This window comes from Paenibacillus sp. NFR01 (genome assembly GCF_900111565.1).
Taxonomy (GTDB): Bacteria; Bacillota; Bacilli; order Paenibacillales; family Paenibacillaceae; genus Paenibacillus_AQ.
In genome coordinates, this window is sequence record NZ_FOIK01000001.1 from 544,239 (window position 1) to 563,556 (window position 19,318).

Below are 19,318 nucleotides of genomic sequence, written 5' to 3' on the forward strand. Positions count from 1 at the left end.
GAAACGGGAGTTTATCGATACGATAAAAACAAAATATTCCTTAAATGCGATATATAACATTTACAACAGCCCAAAACGATGCAGTAAGTCCGAAAGCATTCGGCGGACGTTACAGGGGTATGGAATAATAAATTTGCGGTAGCTAAAGCGCCTCGTTTAACGGGGCGCTTTTTTATGCGTAAGAAACAAACCGGGAATGAACACTAGGGCCAGGACAACCGCAGAGACCAGAAATCCCGCGTGATAACCCCGCAGGCTTCCGGCCAAGGCTGGATGCAAGCCTTGCGCAACCGTGGCGACAACGGTCGCCATAACCGCCGAACCGAAACTTGAGCCGAGGTTCTCGATCATGTTGATCCCGACGCCTGCTTCGGGAAGCTGGTTGTCGTTCAGCCCCGAGTAAGCGTCGCTCGTCAATGGAAGCATCACGCCCCCAACGCCGGTACCGCGGATGAACAGGATGAGTGAAATCCAGATCATTCCGGTATGCCCGGTGACAAAGACCAGCGGCACGGATCCGAGCAGTGAAAGAACCAGGCTGACCAGAACGACGGATTTGGCCCCGACCTTGTCGATCATTTTTCCGATGAGCGGGCGGGTGACGAGCATGCCGACGCCTTGAGGAATAAGCGCAAGGGCCGCTTCGATTGCCGTGAAGTGACGGAAGGTCTGAAAGAACAAGGGCAGGATCAGCATCGGTCCCATGATGGCGATATTCGCCAGGAACAGGCCGATACTGGCTACGGAGAAGCTTTTATGGGCGAACAAATTCAGCGGCAGAACCGTCCGATTGTTACGGATGCCATTATAGACGAAGTAGACGATGGCGAAAATAAGACCGATGCCGACCCAAAGCATGGATTCGCGGTTCGTAAAAGCAGCGTGGTCCGCTGCCTTTGTAATTCCGTAAATCAGCGCTGCGCTGATGAGGGATAAAACAATAATTCCAAAAGCATCGAGGTCGCTGTCTTTGTTGAACGGTGCAAAGTCAGGAATGCTCCGCAGCATCAGGGGGACGGCAATCGCAACGATAAATACGTTGATGAAGAAGATCCAGTGCCATGAAGCACCCTGGATAATGAAGCCTCCAAGGACAGGCCCCAGAATAGGGCCGAAGATCATCGGGGTGCTGACGATGGCCATTACTTTTCCGAGATTCTCCTGACCGGCTGTCTTCACCAGCAGCGTGGACATGAGCGGAGTGATGATTCCGGCACTGAAGCCTTGGACCAGGCGAAATAAAATGAAACTCGTGACGTTCCAGCTGACCCCGGCCAACACGGAGGTGACGCCGAAGGCGACAACCGCACCGATGAACACTTTCTTTCCATTATATTTGTTCATCAGCCATCCGGAGACCGGAACGGCAATAGCCATAGCCAGCACATAGCCGGTAACGGCCCATTGGATCATATTCAGCGTTGTGTTAAAGTCTTTCGTTAGTTTGTCGATGGCGATGTTGACCATTGTGGAGTCCAGCATGGGAGCAATGGCGCCAAGGGCTATTGCCCATGCGGCCATGAGAATGTCTTTGGGGAGTCCGTTTTCTTTTGCTTTCGTGTTTGACATCGATTGATCCTTTCTCTTGCTGTAATTTTGTTTCCTGGGAAACAAGAACATCGTACCCCCATTTTGTTTCCTTGTCAACAAAAAACGAACTTAAAAAAAGCAGCCTCCTCCAGGTGGAGTTAGGCCGCTTCAGCTTTTCCGCTCAGTTGTCTAATAAAGGTTTTTCTTGATCTCGGCGTCCAAATGCCGGCTGTACTTGTCAATAAAATGCAGCATTTGGTCGTATTGTTCCTCAGTGACCTGCTCGAACACGGCTTTATCCCGTTCGCGGAACTCCTGATGAAGATCCTCGTGAATCTTGTAGATGTCTTCGCCTTGCTTCGTAAGCCGGAAATAGATCTCTTTCTTGTTCTCCGGCTTCTGGTAGCTTTCAATCAAATCTTTGTCCATAAGCTTTTTGGTGATTTTACTGATGGCGCTCCGGGTCATGTAAAAGGCTTCCGCCAGCTTGGTCACATTGGAATCCGCATGTTGCCCGATGTATTCGATACAGTGGACTTCGGATGGCTTATATTCGATCAGGCTGGCTTCCATTTTCGTTTTATTGAGCGCAGCCATCTTGTTGAATAGGTCCCTGAAGCGCAGCATGACTTGTTCATCTTTGTTCACGGCCAGTCCTCCCGCCAGTGCATTCATCCTTTTATATTACATCAAAACCCGCAGCAGAGCCATCAAAACGACGCCGCTCACGCCGGTTGGGCAACTTCGAGCGAATGATGTAAGTGATCTCTTACCTTCGGTGTAATGCATAAATTCACCAGCAGCGGCAAATACCAACATAAGGGGGATGCCGCATGGAAAAAGTAACAGCGTATACACAAGAGGAACCGGAAATGCTGTTTCCGGATCTTGCCGATAACATCGAGCGGATGAAACTGGAGTTCCTGAATTGTTCCGACATCATGTACCGGAATTGCTCTATCAACGGATTGAACCGGGCAACGCTGATTTATGTGGATGGAATGTGCGATATCCAGGCGGTGGATGCCTTCGTGCTGGAGCCTCTGATCGCGCATTTCCGCAGCAGCACGCAGGTGGATAAAGAGAAGGATGTCGAGCTGAAGGGCATTTTTCTTCCCACGCTGAAACTGCACATTGCGTATGAGACGAAGGAAGTTATCCGTGGCGTGCTGCGCGGGGAAACGGCGATCTTTACGGAAGGAAATGCTTATGTGATGCTGGCTGACCTGATCAAAATGGAGCAGCGTGCCATTGAGGAAGCCACATCGGAGAAAGTCGTCCGCGGCCCGCGGGATGCGTTTATGGAGTCGCTGCGGACCAATACGTCGCTGATCCGGCGGCGGATTCGTTCCTCCAGGCTAAAGCTGGAAAGCATGAGACTGGGCGATTTGACGGACACGGAAATTGTGATGGGCTATATCGAAGGCGTCGTCAAAGAAAGCCTGGTCCAAGAGGTTCGCAGCCGCCTGCAAAAAATTAAACTCGACGGTGTCATCCATTCCAGTAATATCGAAGAATTTATCGAGGATAATGCGTACTCCCCGTTTCCGCAAATTCAGAATACTGAGCGGCCCGATGTAGCGGTATCCAGTCTGCTTGAAGGCAAAGTCGTCATTATCGTGGACAACACGCCGTTTGTGCTGATTGTGCCAATGACCTATTGGTCCGGCTTGCAGGCCGTCGATGACTATACGGACCGGTATTTGTATGCTACCTTTGTCCGCTGGATCCGCTATACCTTCGTGCATACTTCATTGCTGCTTCCTTCCCTGTATGTTGCATTGACCACGTTCCATTTGCAGGTCATTCCGACGCCGCTTGTCGTCAGCTTTGCGTCGGCCAGAGAAGGCGTACCCCTGCCGGCCGTGATTGAAGCGCTGATCATGGAGTTTATTTTTGAAGGCCTGCGCGAAGCGGGGATCCGGCTGCCCCAACAGGTGGGCCCTGCGGTCAGTATCGCCGGAGCACTTGTCATCGGCCAAGCCGTCGTTGCGGCGGGCATTATTTCCACGCCGATGGTCATTATCGTCTCCCTGACAGGTATCGCCTCTTTCGCCTTCCCGATCTACAACCTGGGCGCCGCCTACCGGATGCTCCGCTTTCCTCTGCTTGTCGTTGCCGGCGTCCTCGGCTTTTATGGAATTGTTCTGTTCCTCATCGCGCTTACGGTTCACATGGTTACTCTGAAGCCCTTTGGCGTGCCATATATGGCGCCATATGCGCCGATGTCGATCGGCAATCTGAACGATGTGCTGATCCGGGCGCCGAAGCCGATGATGCGTAAGCTGCTCCCTTGGCTGGGCAATAAGGGCAAGCTTGAGCGGTTCCCCAAACGGGTCAAATCCAAGCAGACCAAATAACGGCCGGAAAGGATCGCAAGCGCATGTTCAGAAAAATACTTTTCGTATACGCCGCTTTTTCGCTAATCCTTACCGGATGCTGGGATCGCAAGGAGCTGAATGATCAGGCCGTTGTCCTGGGCTGGGGCATGGATTTTGTGGAAAAGGGGAAATACCTAGCCACTGCCAACCTTGTGCTTCCCCTTGCCTCCAAATCGGGAGGGCAGCAAGGCGCGGAACAAGGGGGCCGTCCCGGCTTCATGACGGAAAGTGCTTATGGCAAAGACAACCGGGATGCGGAGCAGAATATGCAAAGAAAGCTTTCGCGCGTGCTATTTCCGGGTCACCGGCGGAATATCTTTATCGGGGAAAAGCTTGCCGAGGAGGGCATCTTCTCGATGCTCGACGAATACGGCAGAAGCCCGATGGGCCGCCCGCGCACGAATATTTTTGTGGTGAAGGGGGGGACGGCCCAGGAAGCGATGAGCCTGGCGTACCAATTGGAGACGAATCCGGCGATTGCCGTGCAGAAGATCCAGGAGAAGAGTGGGGCACCGATTAGCAGATCCCTGCTGGATTTTTTCATCATGGCCAACGGAACCGGATGCGGAATCGTGCCCGCGCTGACGATTATGCAGCCGGAAGTGAAAACGGACAAAAAAACCAAAAATGACAGCCCCCCTCAGCCGACGCTCGGGATCTACGGGGCCGCTGTTTTTACCAGCCAGCTGAAGCTGGCGGGATACCTGAATTATGATGAATTCTGGGTCAGGCTCTGGATTGCGGGCAAGCTGGCTCACCGGAGCTTCACGACCCTCATCAATGACGTGGACGCGGATCAAGCCGGCGGAGATCCGAAGGACGCCCTCTCCGGCGCAACCAGCGGGAAGACCGTGAGCGTTACGGTGGATAATTTTAAGAGTCATATTACTCCTATTTTCACAGACGGCAACATCAAGTTCCGGATTCTATTGGAGGGGGAAGGCTTTGTTGATGAGAACAACTCGCCACTGGATCTCTCCAAGCCGGAAAATGTTAAAAAGGTGCAGGTCCGAATGAACCAATACCTTAAAGAGCATGTCGAAAAAGTGGTCGTCAAAGTGCAAAAGGATTTTAAATGCGACATTCTGGAGCTTGGAGATTCGGTCCACCGCCACCACCCGTACCGCTGGAAAAAGCTTGCCTCCGATTGGGAAAAGACATTCCAGGAAGTGGATGTCGACATTACGGTAAAGCTGGATCTCACCGGAACGGGACTTACAGGAGAGTCCTTGCTGCCGACAAGAGAGGGCGGTGAGCAATAGGTGAAGATCAACAACCGCCAATTGTTCTGGATGTTCATGATGCTGGAGATCGGAATCAACCTGCTCATTTCCATGACCGCCACCATTCGAACGGCAAAGCAGGATGCATGGATATCCTACATTCTGGCCGGCTTCGCGGGGCTGCTGCTTACTTATATTGCCGCCAAGCTAAGTTCGCGTTATCCCCGCCAGACCCTGATCGAATTCAGCGGCGCTATTCTGGGGAAATGGCCCGGCAAGCTAATTGTTCTTCCTTTTATCCTCCAATGGTTTTGGGTCATGAGCCTGATCCTGCGCGATGAATTTCTGTTCATCCGTTTGAGCGTGCTCTATAAGACGCCGGACTGGATTATCATTGGCACAATGATTGGCGTTGTATTTTATACGGTGTACCATGGGGGGATTGAAGCAATCGGCAGAGTGAGCGAGCTGTGGGGGCCCATCCTGATGGTCATTCTTGTGCTCACATTTATCCTGACGTATAACAATCTCAGCTTTCCGTTGATGCTTCCGGTGTATGCGGATTCCGGAATCGGGAAGATTCTGGACGGAGCGCTATCACCCGCCTCGCTGCTGGGCGAAGCCGTTATGGTCATGATGTTGTTTCCCTTTGTGGAGAATTCCGGGCCAGGAACGCGCAGGGCTGTCTTGCTGGGTGTGGCCTTTTCCTCATTTCTCCTTCTCCTGGGCGTTCTGTGGGTACTCATGACCTTCGGGCCAGTGGTAGGCGGGCGGCTGCAATTTCCATTTTTTGAAATGGTGAAGCTGGTCTATTTGCTTGAGTTCATTCAGAACATGGATATCTTTGTGATGGCCATCTGGCTGGTGAGCATCTTCGTCAAGCTGTCGATTTATATGTTCATTGCCAGCTACGGCATTGCCCAGTGGGTCGGCAAACCCCGCAGCTGGAGAAAAACGCTCCTGTTCGTGGCTCCGGCAACCCTTATTCTTACAATGGTGGTGATTGCTTTAAATCCTCCGTCCGGTCTGCTGCTGAAGAAGGTGTGGGTCCGATATGTGCTGCCGATCAATATGGTCGCCATCCCATTATTTCTGCTGATCGTCTCGTATGTAAAAGCCAAGGTCGTAAGAAAGTCATAACGCCTCCAAATGGAAATGGGTTATTATGGATTGTGGCGTATCCGAAGCGAGACGCGGCAGTACATAAGACAAAACTACTGGGGGATTATTTATGATTCATTTCAGATGGAGGATGGCGGCACTGATATTGCTGGCGATTCTGGTCATTGGATCGGGCACCTTTCCTATGGCCACTGCCAAAGCGCAGCAGGCCATGCCCCGATTTGTGCAAGTCTCGGCGGGCGAAGGCCATGCGCTTGCCGTCGGCGCCGACGGAACGTTATGGGCCTGGGGCGACAACAGCACGGGCGAGCTCGGCGACGGTACCTATGTCACGCGTACCGTACCGGTTCAGGTGGGCAAAGATAGCAACTGGGCGTTTGCAGCGGCAGGAGACAAGCTCTCTGCAGCCATTCAAAAAGACGGCAGCCTGTGGATATGGGGCACCAACCAGAAGAACGCCTATATCGGGTATCAACAAGGCATCATCAACAAAAACATCCCTTTCCGCTATGGCAAAGACAAAGATTGGGTGAAGCTCTCCCTAGGTGCAGGGGGAATGGCCGCGATTCGCAAGGACGGCACGCTCTGGCAGTTTGGCCTGAACGTTCTGCCAGGCGTTATCTCGAATGGCAAACTCAACAGTGATAAGGATTGGACGGAGGTTTCAATCGGAGAGAACGGTCTGCTGGCGCTCAAGAAAGACGGCAGCCTGTGGGGAATGGGCGGAATCGTGCCTTCCGGTGACAACGTTGAACGACTTACACGGTTAAGCGACGAGCGCAGCTTCGATCAGATTGCTGCCAGCGTGTATTCGGTGGTCCGCAAGAAAGACGGTTCCGTATGGATGCTGCGGATGGATCAGGATACCCGGAAAATCATTCTGAAGCCGGTGGATGCGATCGCCTCGGCTGCTCAAATTACTGGAGCTTTTGTATCGGTCATTCTGGATACCGAGGGTTCGGTCTGGAAGTGGGACACGGGGTATGACGAATATCAGATGATGATCTGTCCGGAGAACATCAGCTATGTGGATGATGGAGGCACCTTCGGGGCAGCGATTGATGATAATGGCAGGCTCTTGACGTACGGTTCGAACACCTGGGGACAGCGGGGAGACGGCTCGGCGAACTCCGCTTACGAGCCGGTGACTCTGGACGCGGATGTTGCCGATATTGTCCTTACCGACAGCAACATTTACACGCTCCGCAAAGACGGAAGCCTATACATATATAATGAGTATCTCAGCGATACGGACCAGCGGCTCGGCATGGACAACGACTGGATTTCAATTGAAGGAAACCGTGAGGAATTGTATGCGATCAAGCGGGATGGGAGCCTTTGGACCTACCGTTCCAGTGGTCGGGCGCCGAGCGGCATGGCGGAATCGACCGCTCTGGACCTGGAGCCTTTTCAGGAAGGAACCTATTGGCGATCGGTTCAGGTCGGCGATCTCGGGTATGCGGTAGGGTTAAGAACCGACGGCACCCTGTGGTTCTGGGGCAGGGATTCCTGGGGTATGGTGATGAAAAATACCCAGGCGGATCAGTTCTATTCGCCGGTCAAGCTTAGCGGAAATACGAACTGGCAGTCCTTCAGCTTGTCCTACAGTTCCATTATCGCCGTTCAAAACAATGGCACGCTTTGGGGGCTGGGAGATAACCGCCTGGGACAGCTCGGACTTTCCGTAACGGCTTCGCCAAAAGTGAACAGCTTCACGAAAATCGGAAATTATTCCGACTGGGTTACTGCCAAGATTGGAGAAACCACGGCCATCGGCATCCGGAAGAACGGGACCCTATGGCAATGGGGCGCAGGCTTCACGGGGGGAATCCGCTATACGCCTAAGACGGCTGCAGCCATGATCTCGCAATCCAAGGATTGGGTGAACCTCTGGACGGCCGCGCGTGGAGCGTATGCCATGAAAAAAGATGGCAGCCTCTGGGCATGGGGAGACAACGGATTCGGCCAGCTCGGAATCGGCACCGCCCAAAGCGTCGCCGTGCCCACCCGTGTAAAAGGAAGCGGAGGAGCATGGAATGCTCTGTTTACTTCCCACTATTATACGATCGGCCTGAAAAAAGACGGTTCCCTTTGGAAATGGGGAAATGACGGCAGCGAGTCTAAACATCCGGTGTTCGTCTCGCAAACCGAGCTGGCGCCGGTGGCCGGATATGAATTAGCAAACTGAATATTTTGAAGAATGCACAAAAATGAAAGGCCAACCGCCGCGGGCAGTTGGCTTTTTTCTATGCTGCACGGAACGGATAACTGTGATGAACATCATTGTCCATCCGCCTTTAGCAGCATTGACTTTTCAATATATAGTAGTAAAATGGGTTAAGTCATCTAAATGTAGTATGTTACATCTTTTTCCATAGATTCAAGGAGGCGGCACCGATGCTCATTGTTTATGATTCCAAGACAGGGAATGTCAAGCGTTTTATCGCCAAGCTTCAGCTTCCGGCGGTTCAAATCGAGGATAGAATGACGATCGATGAACCTTATGTGCTGGTTACATATACGACAGGTTTTGGCGAAATTCCAAAGCGGGTATCCACGTTCCTGCAGGATAATGCCAAACATCTGCATGGCGTCTCCGCCAGCGGCAACCGCAACTGGGGGGAGCGTTTCGCGCTGAGCGCGGATTTAATCGCGGAACAATACAAAGTTCCGGTGATCAGTAAATTTGAGCTCTCCGGCACCAAGACCGATGTAGAGCGATTTCAAAGAGGAGTGAGTCTGGTTGCGACATATTGAACTCAACAACATGCTGGTGAAACGCGATGCCGACGGTTTCTTTCAGCTGGATAAGGATCTGGAGGCTGTTGCCGAGTTTGTGCAGGAAGTGGAAGCCCGAAGCCTGAAGTTTAACACGGCGGCGGAGCAAGTCCGGTATATGATTGATCATGATTACTACGAGGATTTCTATAAGAGTTATTCTGAAGACGAAGTTACCGGAGTATTCGAGCTGACCCGCAGCTTTGATTTTAAATTTCCTTCCTATATGGCGGTATCCAAGTTCTACACGGACTATGCCGTAAAAAGCAATGACCGCAAAACCTATCTTGAGCATTACCCGGACCGCGTGGCAGCGGTAGCGCTGCATCTGGGCCGCGGCAATATCGAAACCGCACGTTTGCTCGCGACTTCGATGATGGAGCAGCGCCTGCAGCCGGCAACGCCGACATTCCTGAACGCTGGCAAAAGCCGCCGCGGCGAGATGGTCTCCTGCTTCCTGCTGGAGATGGACGATTCGCTGAATTCGATCAACTATGTGCTGAACACCTGCATGCAGCTGTCCAAGGTCGGCGGAGGCGTAGCCGTCAACCTGTCCAAGCTGCGCTCGCGCGGGGAAGCGATCAAAGGCGTGGAAGGCGCGGCCAAAGGCATTATGCCGGTGCTTAAGCTGATGGAGGACGGCTTCTCCTACGCGGACCAAATGGGCCAACGCAAAGGCTCGGGAGCGGCTTATTACAATATTTTCGGCTGGGATGTCGTCGAATTCCTGGACAGCAAAAAGATCAACGCGGACGAGCGGGTCCGCCTGAAGACCTTGTCCATCGGGCTGATCGTGCCGAACCGCTTCTATCAATTGGCGCAAAACAACGAGCCGCTGCATGTGTTCGCGCCTTACAGCGTCTACAAAGCTTATGGCACCCATCTCGACGATATGGATCTTGATGCCATGTACGATACGCTGCTTGCCGACGAACGGGTGAAGAAAAAGGCAGTGATGAGCGCCCGCGACATGCTGACCAAAATCGCCATGACCCAGCTGGAGTCCGGTTATCCGTATATCATGAACAAGAGCAACGCTAACAAGGGCCATGCGCTGAAGAATGTCGGCCAGATCAAGATGTCCAATCTGTGCACCGAGATTTTCCAGCTGCAGGAGACCTCGGAAATCACCGATTACGGCCAGCCGGATAAAATCCGCAGAGACATCAGCTGCAATCTGGCATCCCTGAACATCGTGAACGTGATGGAGCACGGAAAAATCAAGGAATCCGTCCATGAAGGCATGATCGCCCTGACCGCCGTCAGCGACATGACGCGCATCGACAATGCGCCGGGCGTGGCCAAAGCCAACAAGGAGATGCATTCAGTCGGTCTTGGCGTGATGAACCTGCACGGATTTTTCGCTAAACATAAGATCGCTTATGAAAGTCCCGAAGCCAAGGATTTCGTCCGTACCTTCTTTATGGTGATGAACTTCCATTCCCTTGAGAAAAGCATGGAGATCGCCAAAGCCTCGGGCCAGCGTTTTTATGGCTTTGAAGGTTCGGAGTATGCTAACGGCCAGTATTTCGAACGTTATCTGGAGACGGATTACCGGCCGGCAACGGCACGGGTACAGGAACTCTTCGAAGGCGTGGAGATTCCTGGACCTAGGGATTGGGAGGCACTGAAGGCATCGGTTATGGAGCACGGCCTTTATCATGCTTATCGTTTGGCGATTGCCCCGACGGCCAGCATCTCCTACATCCAGAACGCCACTTCAAGCGTGATGCCGGTGGTCGAGCAGATCGAGACCCGGACCTATGCCAACTCCACGACCTATTATCCGATGCCTTATCTGCGCAAGGATAATCTGTTCTATTACAAGTCTGCGTATCAGATGGATCAATTTAAAGTGATTGACCTGATCGCCGAAATTCAGCCGCATATCGATCAGGGCATTTCGGCCGTGCTGCATGTGAACAGCGATGTCACGACCCGCGAACTGGCCCGCTGCTACCTGTACGCCGCCCATAAAGGCCTGAAGTCGCTGTACTACACGCGGACCAAAAAACTCTCGGTCGAAGAATGCCTCACCTGCTCGATCTAACGCATATAGAAGGAGATTGGAACCTATGCCAGCAATTCAAGCGGTGAACTGGAACCGCCCGGACGATGACTTCACGATGATGTTCTGGAACCAGAATATCATGCAATTTTGGACAGACGATGAAATTCCTTTGTCCGACGATAAAATGACCTGGGTCACTTTGAGCGACCTGGAAAAGGATGCTTACATGAAGGTGCTCGGCGGCCTGACGCTGCTGGACACCATTCAGGGCGGTGTAGGGATGCCGCAGATTCTGGAGCATGTGGACGGGCTGCAGCGCAAGGCGGTGCTTGGCTTTATGGCAATGATGGAGCAGATTCACGCCAAGTCGTACAGCAGCATTTTCACCACGCTGGCTACCACGGAAGAGATCGACGGCATCTTCGCCTGGGTGGAGCAGAATCCGTATCTTCAGACCAAGGCGGAGACCATCCAGCAATATTACAAGAACATCCATACGAAAAAAGACCTCTTTATGGCGATGGCCGCCTCCGTTCTGCTGGAAAGCTACCTGTTCTACAGCGGATTCTTTTACCCGCTTTATCTGGCCGGCCAAGGCAAGTTGACCTGCAGCGGGGAGATCATCGACCTGATCCTGCGCGACGAGAGCATCCACGGGGTATACGTCGGGGTATTGGCCCAGGAGATTTATAACGAGCTGGAGGAAAACGAGCGGGAAGAGCTGTACCAGTCGCTGGTGGAGCTGCTGCGCGCCCTGCATGCCAATGAAGAGCAATACACCGAACAAATCTACAGCTCCATCCATCTGACGGAGGAAGTCAAAATCTTCCTGCGCTACAACGCCAATAAAGCCATGATGAACCTGGGCTTCGAACCGCTGTTCGAGGACGAGGAAGTTAATCCGATCGTGTTCAACGGCATCAGCACGCACACGAAACAGCATGATTTTTTCTCGAAAAAAGGCAACGGGTACGTCCGGGCACTCAATGTAGAGCCTTTGCGTGATGAAGACTTTAATTTCTGAAGGTTGGCAACGGAAGGTCTACTTCATAAGCCGGTAACCTTCCGACTCTAGGGGGCCTTCCCGCTCCAACAAGGTGTATGCACTCCGTGGCTGTCCCAAACGCCGAACAAAGGCTACTTGGGGCAGCTTCTTTTTACAAGAATCGTTGTGCCCCCCTGAATGATGTTCCGCCAACGGAGGGTTGTCACCGCAAATCCCCCATGAATCCCCCGCCAAAGTGCCATCCAGATTCTGTTCATCCCCGCAGCGAGCAATACCCGGCGTTGCCGAAGCTTCTTGCGGAAAGCTTTCCTCCGGAAACTTCCTTAGACTTCTCCGCCTTCCATCAACTGCCAAGACGATTGCAGGGCTGTGATGATATGATGAAATCAACGGGACAGGCAAGCTTCAAGCACGCCCGAGTGGGATGACACATGTTGGTAAGGGGTAGGTTTTATGGTAATCCATTTGCTCATTAATTTCTCGCTGCTGACTACGTTTATCTTTTTCGGGGATATGATTTTGTCGCGCCTGAACGAAAGATTTACGTTGTCCAAACTTCCGGTAAGCGGATTTTACGGATTCGGGTTTGGGCTGTTCGGGATTGTCCAGCTTTATTTTGCTTTTCCGCTGGGCGACGGCACGATTATCGATTTCCGGCAAGTTTCCATTCTGGCTTCGACCTATTTGGGCGGACCTGTCACCGGGCTTATAACGGCAGCGTTAATCGCGGTATTCCGGCTTTTTTTCTTCGGCCCGATTCATCAAGCTACGATTTATGGAGTGGTCAACGTCACACTTACTCTCCTGGCCGCCGTATTTGCGTTCTCGCGGAAAAAGCCGGATGTGCAGCAATGGCTGATTGCCGGTTACGGCATCGCCGTGATCGCCACGTTCATCCTCATTCCGCTCATCGGGTGGAAAAGCATAGGTACGATCCTGCTTTTCGATCTGATCTGCTTTATGGCGGCTCAATTTACTTATCTGTTGATCAGCCATTTGAAAAAATCGCATGAGGCGTTGGAGATGTTCAAGGAAGCGGCAGAGCGGGATTTTCTTACCGGTCTCCATAATCCCAGATCCTATAATCGCATTTTCAGCAAAACGGCTGAGCTGAGCGCCTTGAATCATGAACCGTTCTCGCTGCTGTTAGTCGATATCGACCATTTCAAACATGTTAATGATACCTACGGTCACGCGGCCGGCGATGCCGTGTTGTCCAAGCTCGCCGATGTCCTGCAGGCCGGCATCCGGATACGCGATTATTGCGCCCGCAAGGGAGGAGAGGAATTCGCGATTCTTCTGATCCGGTGTACGGCAGAGCAGGGGATGATGGTGGCCGAGAAGCTGCGGTCCTCCGTGCAGGGTTATGTTTTTGATCTGCCCGACCAAACGACGTTGCAGATTACGGTATCCATTGGGGTGTCTTCTTTTCCGGAATACGCGCCGTCCGATATGCTGGAAAAGGCGGACGATGCTTTATATGAAGCCAAGGAGAACGGAAGAAATCGGGTTTTTTATGCAAAATGACCGGGAAAGCTTAATGCTTTTCCGGTTTTTCTATATAACGGCTGTATCCGCCAGATGAATTCATGTTCATGAGAATCCAGCATCATTTCATGGGAACGCATGCAGAGGCCGCTATGCCGAGAAGATGGTCTTCCCGAACCGCTAAGCATCGCTTGAGCAATGGGTATTGAAGAGGGTATCCCAAAAGCCATTTAATGGCTGTTTGGGATACCCTTTTGTTTTGCTTTTCCACAATCGTTCCGGCCGTTCCGCTGTTTAAGCGTATAGAGGATTCCTTTAGTTCACAAACCCATATAACACAATATAATTTCCCAGGCGGTATACGGTAAACGGCGCCCATGAGCGGATGAAGATATGGCCATAACTGAATATCAGCGCCGAGAGCAGCACGACCGCTGCCTGCGTCTTGTTCCACCCGATATCCGTCCCCTTGAATACCGTCAGGAGCAAAAATTGGATCACGAATACCCGGAACAGCGGCTCTTCCCCGATGCCGGGGAACAAGCCGTATGCCAGTATATCTTTTACCGCATAACCTATGATCCCTTGCGTAACCCCGCCGGTCAGCGCCGATGTTCCGGACCACATTCCGATGATCACCCAGCATACCGCAACCAGTAGCGGATAAACGACGAAGAAGACTAGGATATACTTCCGGGCGGAATTCCGGTTGCGGAGATTAAAACCCAGCTCATGGAGAGACTTGCGGAACAATATTTTACAGCCGAGCAACGCTGCGGCCAGCTGCAATAATTCGTATAAAATAAACCGTGCGAGATCTTCTTCCAGCCTCACGGACGAAATGAACTTAACGAGTGTTGCGGAAGGTCCGCGGAAGTCATAGGACAAGAAATTAACGAGATGCTGCAGGACGTAGAGTATGAACAGTAAAATAAGCGTCCACATGCTTGTTCTGGCGATCCCCCGGGCGTTTGTCAAAGCCGTATTCCTCCATTGCCGCTATCGATTCGTTAGAATTATAACGATCCATCCAGCATTTACCAAAGACGTTTGTCACTTTTGAGAATAACAAATTTATTTCATCCGAGGTGATCGTCCATAAGGACAATGGATATGAATATTATCAGGGGATCGTTAATGCCTGTATAACTTTTTAATTAACTTCTAATCTTTTTTTGTTATAGTGGTTGTACTGGCTTGGCGAAAAAAAGAGTAGAGCAAAGGAAGGGTTGGAGATGGGAGATATCATACACCGCATACTGGACGTCATCACCGGGATGGGGTACTGGGGAATATTGCTGGGGCTGGCCGTGGAAGTCATCCCGAGCGAAATCGTACTGGCCTATGCCGGTTATCTGGTGTACCAGGGCGACATTAATCTGGTGGAAGCCATCGTGTTCGGATTGATCGGCTGCCTGATTCAACAGGTGATCTTGTACGCGGTGGGATTGTACGGCGGAAGAGCTTTCGTCGACCGGTACGGGAAGTATCTGCATATCAAAACGAAACATGTGGATATGACGGAACGCTGGTTTCAGAAATACGGCGCCGGCGTTGTCTTTACGTCGAGATTCATTCCGGTTGTGCGGCAGGCCATTTCCATTCCGGCGGGCATCGCCAAGATGAACATGGGCAAGTTTTTGCTGTTCTCGGGACTGGCTTCGATCCCTTGGGCAATCCTGTTCGTGTCCTTGGGCAAAACCCTCGGCGAGAATTGGGAGAACATTAACGAGAAGGCAGCGCCGTATACCCAGCCTATTTTGCTGATCGCATTGGGACTTCTGGTCGCGTATATCCTGGTGAAGGTGCTAACCCGCAAGAAGAAAGTCCAAGGCTAAAGGATAAAGAGCAATCGGGGGATGCTGCCCGGGTTGCTCTTTTTTTGCTATTTATCCGAAAAGGATACACGCTGCCGTAAGGGCCTTTGAATGCCGGTGTGCCGAACGTTTTATTCCACTCCGTGATCAGCTTGCCAGAAGCTTCACTGCCGATGATCACGTAGTCGGGTTTGTCGTCGTTCACGATTTCGGGAAGATATTCGGAAAAACCGTACATCGAGCGTTCAAACGCGTTCCAGCCCAGCGTTCCAACGGATGCTTTGGTGATAAAAGGGTCCTGCCGGCCGTCGCACAAAATGTCTGCGCCGCGGAACATGACATATCCCGAGGAGCCGTACCGGGCAAGCACCTTGGGCCGAGTCCCTGCCGGCGTGTGCTGCATGATGTAGTCCATCTCCTTGACCGGATAGTCTCGGGTGCTGATCTCGGGCGGAACGGCAAAGATATAGGCGGTATTCAGAAGCAGACCTGCTGCGAGCAGCCAGCGCAGTGCAGATTGAGACAGGGACAGAAAGTGCAGCCGGGCCGTTTTTAGCGGAATCGCTTCAAATAAAGCCGCAGCGAAGTAGGGGATGAACAGCCACATAAACAGGTTCTGCTTATAATTGGACACCCCGAGATATAAAATGCCGAGCATGAAGAAAAAGCGAAAGGGCTTACGCTGCAGCGCATAAGGCAGCGTACACGCAAAAAAGAGCAGCAGCAGCATCATCGGCAGGTTCTCCAGCGAATTGAAGCGCAGCGGCTTCCATTCGTTGATGAGCAGGTTGTAGTCGTTTTTCGTGACAGTCAGAATATACAGCAGCGCTTTCCAGCCGCCGGGGTTCAGCAGGCCGATCAGCCAGACCGATGCGAAGACGGCTACTTTTCGCAGGTCCAGCAATTTGGCGATCCAGGACTCGAGCAGCGCCATTCCCGTAAATACCGCGATGACGAGCCACACGCCTGCATGGAAATTGGCGATGGCCAGGGACAGCGCAATCATTCCGGCAGCATATTTCAGTCGGGCGGAATGCTGATACTCCCGAAGGCAGACGAAGAACCAGACGATCATCCAGGAAGAAATCATCTGCGGACGGCCTTTGAAGTAGCTGTAATAAATCCAGGCGGAAATGAGCAGGGCAAACGGAAGCAGCAGCAAATGCTCTTCTTCAAATCCCAGCTCCTTCCGTGATACTTTGCCGAGACGCAGCAAGCCGAGAATCAGGAAGAAAAGGCAAACCGCGGTAAGCAGGTATATTCCCGGCCAGCCGAACGCCGCATACAGCGGCGCTACGATAAGCTGGAACCCGAATTCATGGGGGACATAAGGCAGCTTATCGCCGTAAAAGGTGTGAATCGCATAATGCAGGATCTGCCCATGCTCAAGCATGTACCGGCCGACCTCGATATGCCAGAAGGTATCCGGATCATTATATGAATATTTAGGAATCATCAGGAGCAGGATCGCAATGATGATCAGGCCGTACAGCCACTTGGATCGGATGAAAGTTGTCATGGATGAGCTCCCCGCTTTTATAGATATCCGGATTTAATAAATGCTTAAGAATTGATTCACGGCCAGTTTATACTTCTTTCTTACAATGAAATTACTATACAAGCGCAGTGACAGAAGGCCTGAATCTATTGCATACTATTTATAATTTCCTGCTTTTTCCCGCGTTAATCTCAATTTATGCTGAACCGCTTCGGATGAATGAATAAGGCTGGTGATCCAACAGGATGTCGATAAGGCTGAAATTTTTGCTGACCTACGCGGCGATGCTGGTCGTCCCGCTGATTTTGCTGGTGATTACGGCTTTGCTGCTGAGCGTGGTTTATCATGGCGACATACAAAGCCTGAAAAGCGTGTACGAAAATAAATTCGAGGGTTTGGAAGAACGGGACACCCGCAACCTGATCAAGCATACCTTTGGTCAAAGCGCGGACTTTCTTACCGATACCCATTTTCTGAACGATTTGTCCAAGGAACTGCTGGAGAAGAACACGTACCTCTATATCCGCTCCGCAGGCAAAGAACTGTATGTATCGGACGGATTGACCGCCAAGCAAAGTTTGGCCGAAATGCTGCCGGCTTTCAATAAGCAAGGAAAGTATTCCGAACCGTTCCGTCTGAAATACGATAACGACCAGTATTTTATTGCCCAATACGATTTGTTATCCAATACGGGAGAACCTGTAAGCCTGTTCCTGATCAATAAAATGGACCCGCTGGTCCACTTTATCCGGACTTTTTTTCCGATTCTGCTGCTGTCCACGCTGGTCGTTCTGCTGCTGACGCATACTTTGCTGACCCGGTACATGTCCCGGAAAATCATCCGTCCCTTGCTTGAATTGCGCAGGGCCGCCAAACAGGTAACCCAAGGGAATCTGGATTTTCAACTGAACATTTCCGGCAAGGATGAACTCGGGCAGCTGGGGATGGCTTTTGAAGAAATGCGCCTCCGGCTGCAGAACTCCATCGCCCTCCAGCAGCAGTATGAAACCAACCGCAAGGAACTCATCACCAACATTTCGCATGATTTAAAAACGCCGATTACGGCCATTAAAGGCTACGTAGACGGGATCCTGGAAGGCGTTGCCGATTCCCCGGAGAAATATGAGAAATATATGCGGACGATTGCTGCAAAGGCCGGCGACATGGATCATCTGATCGATGAATTGTTTTTGTATTCCAAGCTGGATATGCAGAAGCTGCCGTTTACCTTTGAATCGGTAGCGATCTTGCCGTATCTTGAGGACTGGGCGGAAGAATTATCGGTGGAGCTGGAAAAGCAGGGCGTGGAACTGACTGTTGCAATGAACGGAGGCGATGGGGTTCGCGTGGCCGTGGACCGGGATTCGTTCAAACGCGTGCTCGGCAATATTATCCAGAACAGCCTGAAATATATGGATAAGCCGGAGAAGCAAATCACGGTGCAGACCTGGGTGAACAACCGGTTTTTTACGCTGGCCATCGGCGATAACGGGCCGGGCATTCCGCCGGAAGCGGCACCCCATATCTTCGAGCGGTTCTACCGTGCAGAGCAGTCCAGAAACACGAATACCGGCGGTAGCGGGCTGGGGCTGGCGATTGCCAAACAGATTATCATAGAACATCAGGGCGAGATTCATGCGGAGAGCCGGCAGGGGATGGGTACCGTGATCCGCATTGTTTTGCCAATGGAAGAAGGGAGCATGGAAGAATGAAACGGACCGTGCTGATTGTCGAAGATGAACTATCCATTGCGGAGCTACAGCGTGATTATCTGGAGATGGACGGATTTCAGACCGAAATCGCGGAGAACGGGGAGCTTGGCCTGGAGCTGGCGCTCAGCGGCCGGTTCGATTTAATCGTGCTGGATGTGATGCTGCCCAAATTGAGCGGGTTCGACCTTTGTAAAATCGTCCGCAAAGAGCTGGACATTCCGATTCTGATGGTCACCGCAAGAAAAGAGGATATTGATCTGGTACGCGGACTGGGACTGGGGGCAGACGATTATATAACCAAGCCGTTCAAACCCGCGGAGCTGGTGGCCCGCATAAAGGCCCATATCTCGCGGTATGACCGGCTGAAGGGCCGGGGCAACAACACGAATGAGCTGGAAGTCAGAGATTTAAGGCTGAATATGGATTCCCGCCGGGCGTATGTCCGGGATTCCGAAGTGGTATTGACGACCAAGGAATTCGACCTGCTTTACTTTCTGGCCCAGCACCCGAATCATGTATTCAGCAAGGATCTGCTATTCGAACGGGTGTGGGGAATCGATTCGCTGGGCGACGCCCAGACGGTCACCGTGCATATCCGCAAGCTCCGGGAGAAGATCGAAGAGAATTCGGCCAATCCGGTATATATCGAAACCGTATGGGGGTCAGGGTATCGTTTCCGGGCCTGAACCGCAGCGATTAACTTATGAGCCTTTTAGCTGGTGTATTTCTCCAAGTTAATTTAGTATGATAAA

General features: G+C 51.9%; 15 protein-coding genes. 11 read left to right on the plus strand and 4 right to left on the minus strand.

Going from position 1 to position 19,318, the window contains the following annotated elements; all coding sequences use genetic code 11:
* Positions 1–156: 156 nt before the first annotated feature.
* Complete coding sequence (locus tag BMW84_RS02395) at positions 157–1,569, minus strand: MDR family MFS transporter (protein ID WP_091064049.1); 1,413 nt, start codon at positions 1,567–1,569, stop codon at positions 157–159.
* A 150-nt stretch (positions 1,570–1,719) separates the two neighbouring features.
* A complete protein-coding gene (locus BMW84_RS02400) occupies positions 1,720–2,178 on the minus strand; it encodes a MarR family transcriptional regulator (RefSeq protein ID WP_091064052.1) in 459 nt (152 codons plus the stop codon).
* Positions 2,179–2,363: 185 nt separating this feature from the next.
* Between BMW84_RS02400 and BMW84_RS02405 the strand changes: the two genes are divergently transcribed.
* The 8 genes from BMW84_RS02405 (at position 2,364) to BMW84_RS02440 (ending at position 13,578) form a co-directional block, all read left to right on the plus strand.
* Positions 2,364–3,890 carry a spore germination protein gene (locus BMW84_RS02405; protein ID WP_091064054.1) on the plus strand — a complete coding sequence of 509 codons (1,527 nt, stop codon included), beginning with the start codon at positions 2,364–2,366 and terminating at the stop codon, positions 3,888–3,890.
* A gap of 23 nt (positions 3,891–3,913) precedes the next feature.
* A complete protein-coding gene (locus BMW84_RS02410; protein ID WP_091064055.1) occupies positions 3,914–5,173 on the plus strand; it encodes a Ger(x)C family spore germination protein in 1,260 nt (419 codons plus the stop codon).
* A complete protein-coding gene (locus BMW84_RS02415) occupies positions 5,174–6,274 on the plus strand; it encodes a GerAB/ArcD/ProY family transporter (RefSeq protein ID WP_091064057.1) in 1,101 nt (366 codons plus the stop codon).
* A gap of 91 nt (positions 6,275–6,365) precedes the next feature.
* Entirely contained in the window at positions 6,366–8,444 is a 2,079-nt protein-coding gene (locus BMW84_RS02420) for an RCC1 domain-containing protein (protein ID WP_091064061.1), read from the plus strand.
* Positions 8,445–8,653: 209 nt separating this feature from the next.
* Positions 8,654–9,013 (plus strand): class Ib ribonucleoside-diphosphate reductase assembly flavoprotein NrdI, encoded by a 360-nt coding sequence (gene nrdI / locus BMW84_RS02425; RefSeq protein ID WP_091064063.1) that lies wholly within the window; start codon positions 8,654–8,656, stop codon positions 9,011–9,013.
* The gene (nrdE, locus tag BMW84_RS02430) at positions 9,000–11,084 is read left to right on the plus strand and encodes a class 1b ribonucleoside-diphosphate reductase subunit alpha (protein ID WP_091064065.1); all 2,085 of its coding nucleotides are present in this window, start codon (positions 9,000–9,002) and stop codon (positions 11,082–11,084) included. Before nrdI ends, nrdE begins: the two co-directional genes overlap by 14 nt.
* A gap of 25 nt (positions 11,085–11,109) precedes the next feature.
* Positions 11,110–12,069, plus strand: a complete 960-nt coding sequence (nrdF, locus tag BMW84_RS02435) for a class 1b ribonucleoside-diphosphate reductase subunit beta (RefSeq protein ID WP_091064067.1) — start codon at positions 11,110–11,112, stop codon at positions 12,067–12,069.
* A 435-nt stretch (positions 12,070–12,504) separates the two neighbouring features.
* Positions 12,505–13,578 (plus strand): GGDEF domain-containing protein, encoded by a 1,074-nt coding sequence (locus BMW84_RS02440; protein WP_091064069.1) that lies wholly within the window; start codon positions 12,505–12,507, stop codon positions 13,576–13,578.
* A gap of 276 nt (positions 13,579–13,854) precedes the next feature.
* Here BMW84_RS02440 and BMW84_RS02445 read toward each other — a convergent pair whose 3' ends face one another.
* Positions 13,855–14,517, minus strand: a complete 663-nt coding sequence (locus BMW84_RS02445) for a CPBP family glutamic-type intramembrane protease (protein ID WP_091064071.1) — start codon at positions 14,515–14,517, stop codon at positions 13,855–13,857.
* A 257-nt stretch (positions 14,518–14,774) separates the two neighbouring features.
* Here BMW84_RS02445 and BMW84_RS02450 point away from each other — a divergent pair, with 257 nt between their 5' ends.
* Positions 14,775–15,377: an undecaprenyl phosphate transporter UptA gene (locus tag BMW84_RS02450; protein WP_091064073.1), complete on the plus strand. Its 603-nt coding sequence runs from the start codon at positions 14,775–14,777 to the stop codon at positions 15,375–15,377.
* Here the strand turns inward: BMW84_RS02450 and BMW84_RS02455 are convergent.
* Positions 15,295–16,875 (minus strand): hypothetical protein, encoded by a 1,581-nt coding sequence (locus BMW84_RS02455; RefSeq protein ID WP_091064075.1) that lies wholly within the window; start codon positions 16,873–16,875, stop codon positions 15,295–15,297. The genes BMW84_RS02450 and BMW84_RS02455 overlap by 83 nt on opposite strands.
* A 224-nt stretch (positions 16,876–17,099) precedes the next feature.
* Between BMW84_RS02455 and BMW84_RS02460 the strand changes: the two genes are divergently transcribed.
* Both BMW84_RS02460 and BMW84_RS02465 read left to right on the plus strand, forming a co-directional pair.
* Complete coding sequence (locus BMW84_RS02460) at positions 17,100–18,566, plus strand: sensor histidine kinase (protein WP_091064077.1); 1,467 nt, start codon at positions 17,100–17,102, stop codon at positions 18,564–18,566.
* Positions 18,563–19,252 (plus strand): response regulator transcription factor, encoded by a 690-nt coding sequence (locus BMW84_RS02465; protein WP_091064078.1) that lies wholly within the window; start codon positions 18,563–18,565, stop codon positions 19,250–19,252. The genes BMW84_RS02460 and BMW84_RS02465 overlap by 4 nt, the downstream gene beginning before the upstream one ends.
* Positions 19,253–19,318 lie beyond the last annotated feature (66 nt).

Coding starts and splice junctions, on each gene's coding strand:
- BMW84_RS02440 (WP_091064069.1), top strand. CDS start 12,505: ATGGTAATCCATTTGCTCATTAATTTCTCGCTGCTGACTACGTTTATC.
- BMW84_RS02395 (WP_091064049.1), bottom strand. CDS start 1,569: ATGTCAAACACGAAAGCAAAAGAAAACGGACTCCCCAAAGACATTCTC.
- BMW84_RS02450 (WP_091064073.1), top strand. CDS start 14,775: ATGGGAGATATCATACACCGCATACTGGACGTCATCACCGGGATGGGG.
- BMW84_RS02465 (WP_091064078.1), top strand. CDS start 18,563: ATGAAACGGACCGTGCTGATTGTCGAAGATGAACTATCCATTGCGGAG.
- nrdI (WP_091064063.1), top strand. CDS start 8,654: ATGCTCATTGTTTATGATTCCAAGACAGGGAATGTCAAGCGTTTTATC.
- BMW84_RS02455 (WP_091064075.1), bottom strand. CDS start 16,875: ATGACAACTTTCATCCGATCCAAGTGGCTGTACGGCCTGATCATCATT.
- BMW84_RS02420 (WP_091064061.1), top strand. CDS start 6,366: ATGATTCATTTCAGATGGAGGATGGCGGCACTGATATTGCTGGCGATT.
- BMW84_RS02410 (WP_091064055.1), top strand. CDS start 3,914: ATGTTCAGAAAAATACTTTTCGTATACGCCGCTTTTTCGCTAATCCTT.
- nrdF (WP_091064067.1), top strand. CDS start 11,110: ATGCCAGCAATTCAAGCGGTGAACTGGAACCGCCCGGACGATGACTTC.
- BMW84_RS02460 (WP_091064077.1), top strand. CDS start 17,100: ATGTCGATAAGGCTGAAATTTTTGCTGACCTACGCGGCGATGCTGGTC.
- BMW84_RS02405 (WP_091064054.1), top strand. CDS start 2,364: ATGGAAAAAGTAACAGCGTATACACAAGAGGAACCGGAAATGCTGTTT.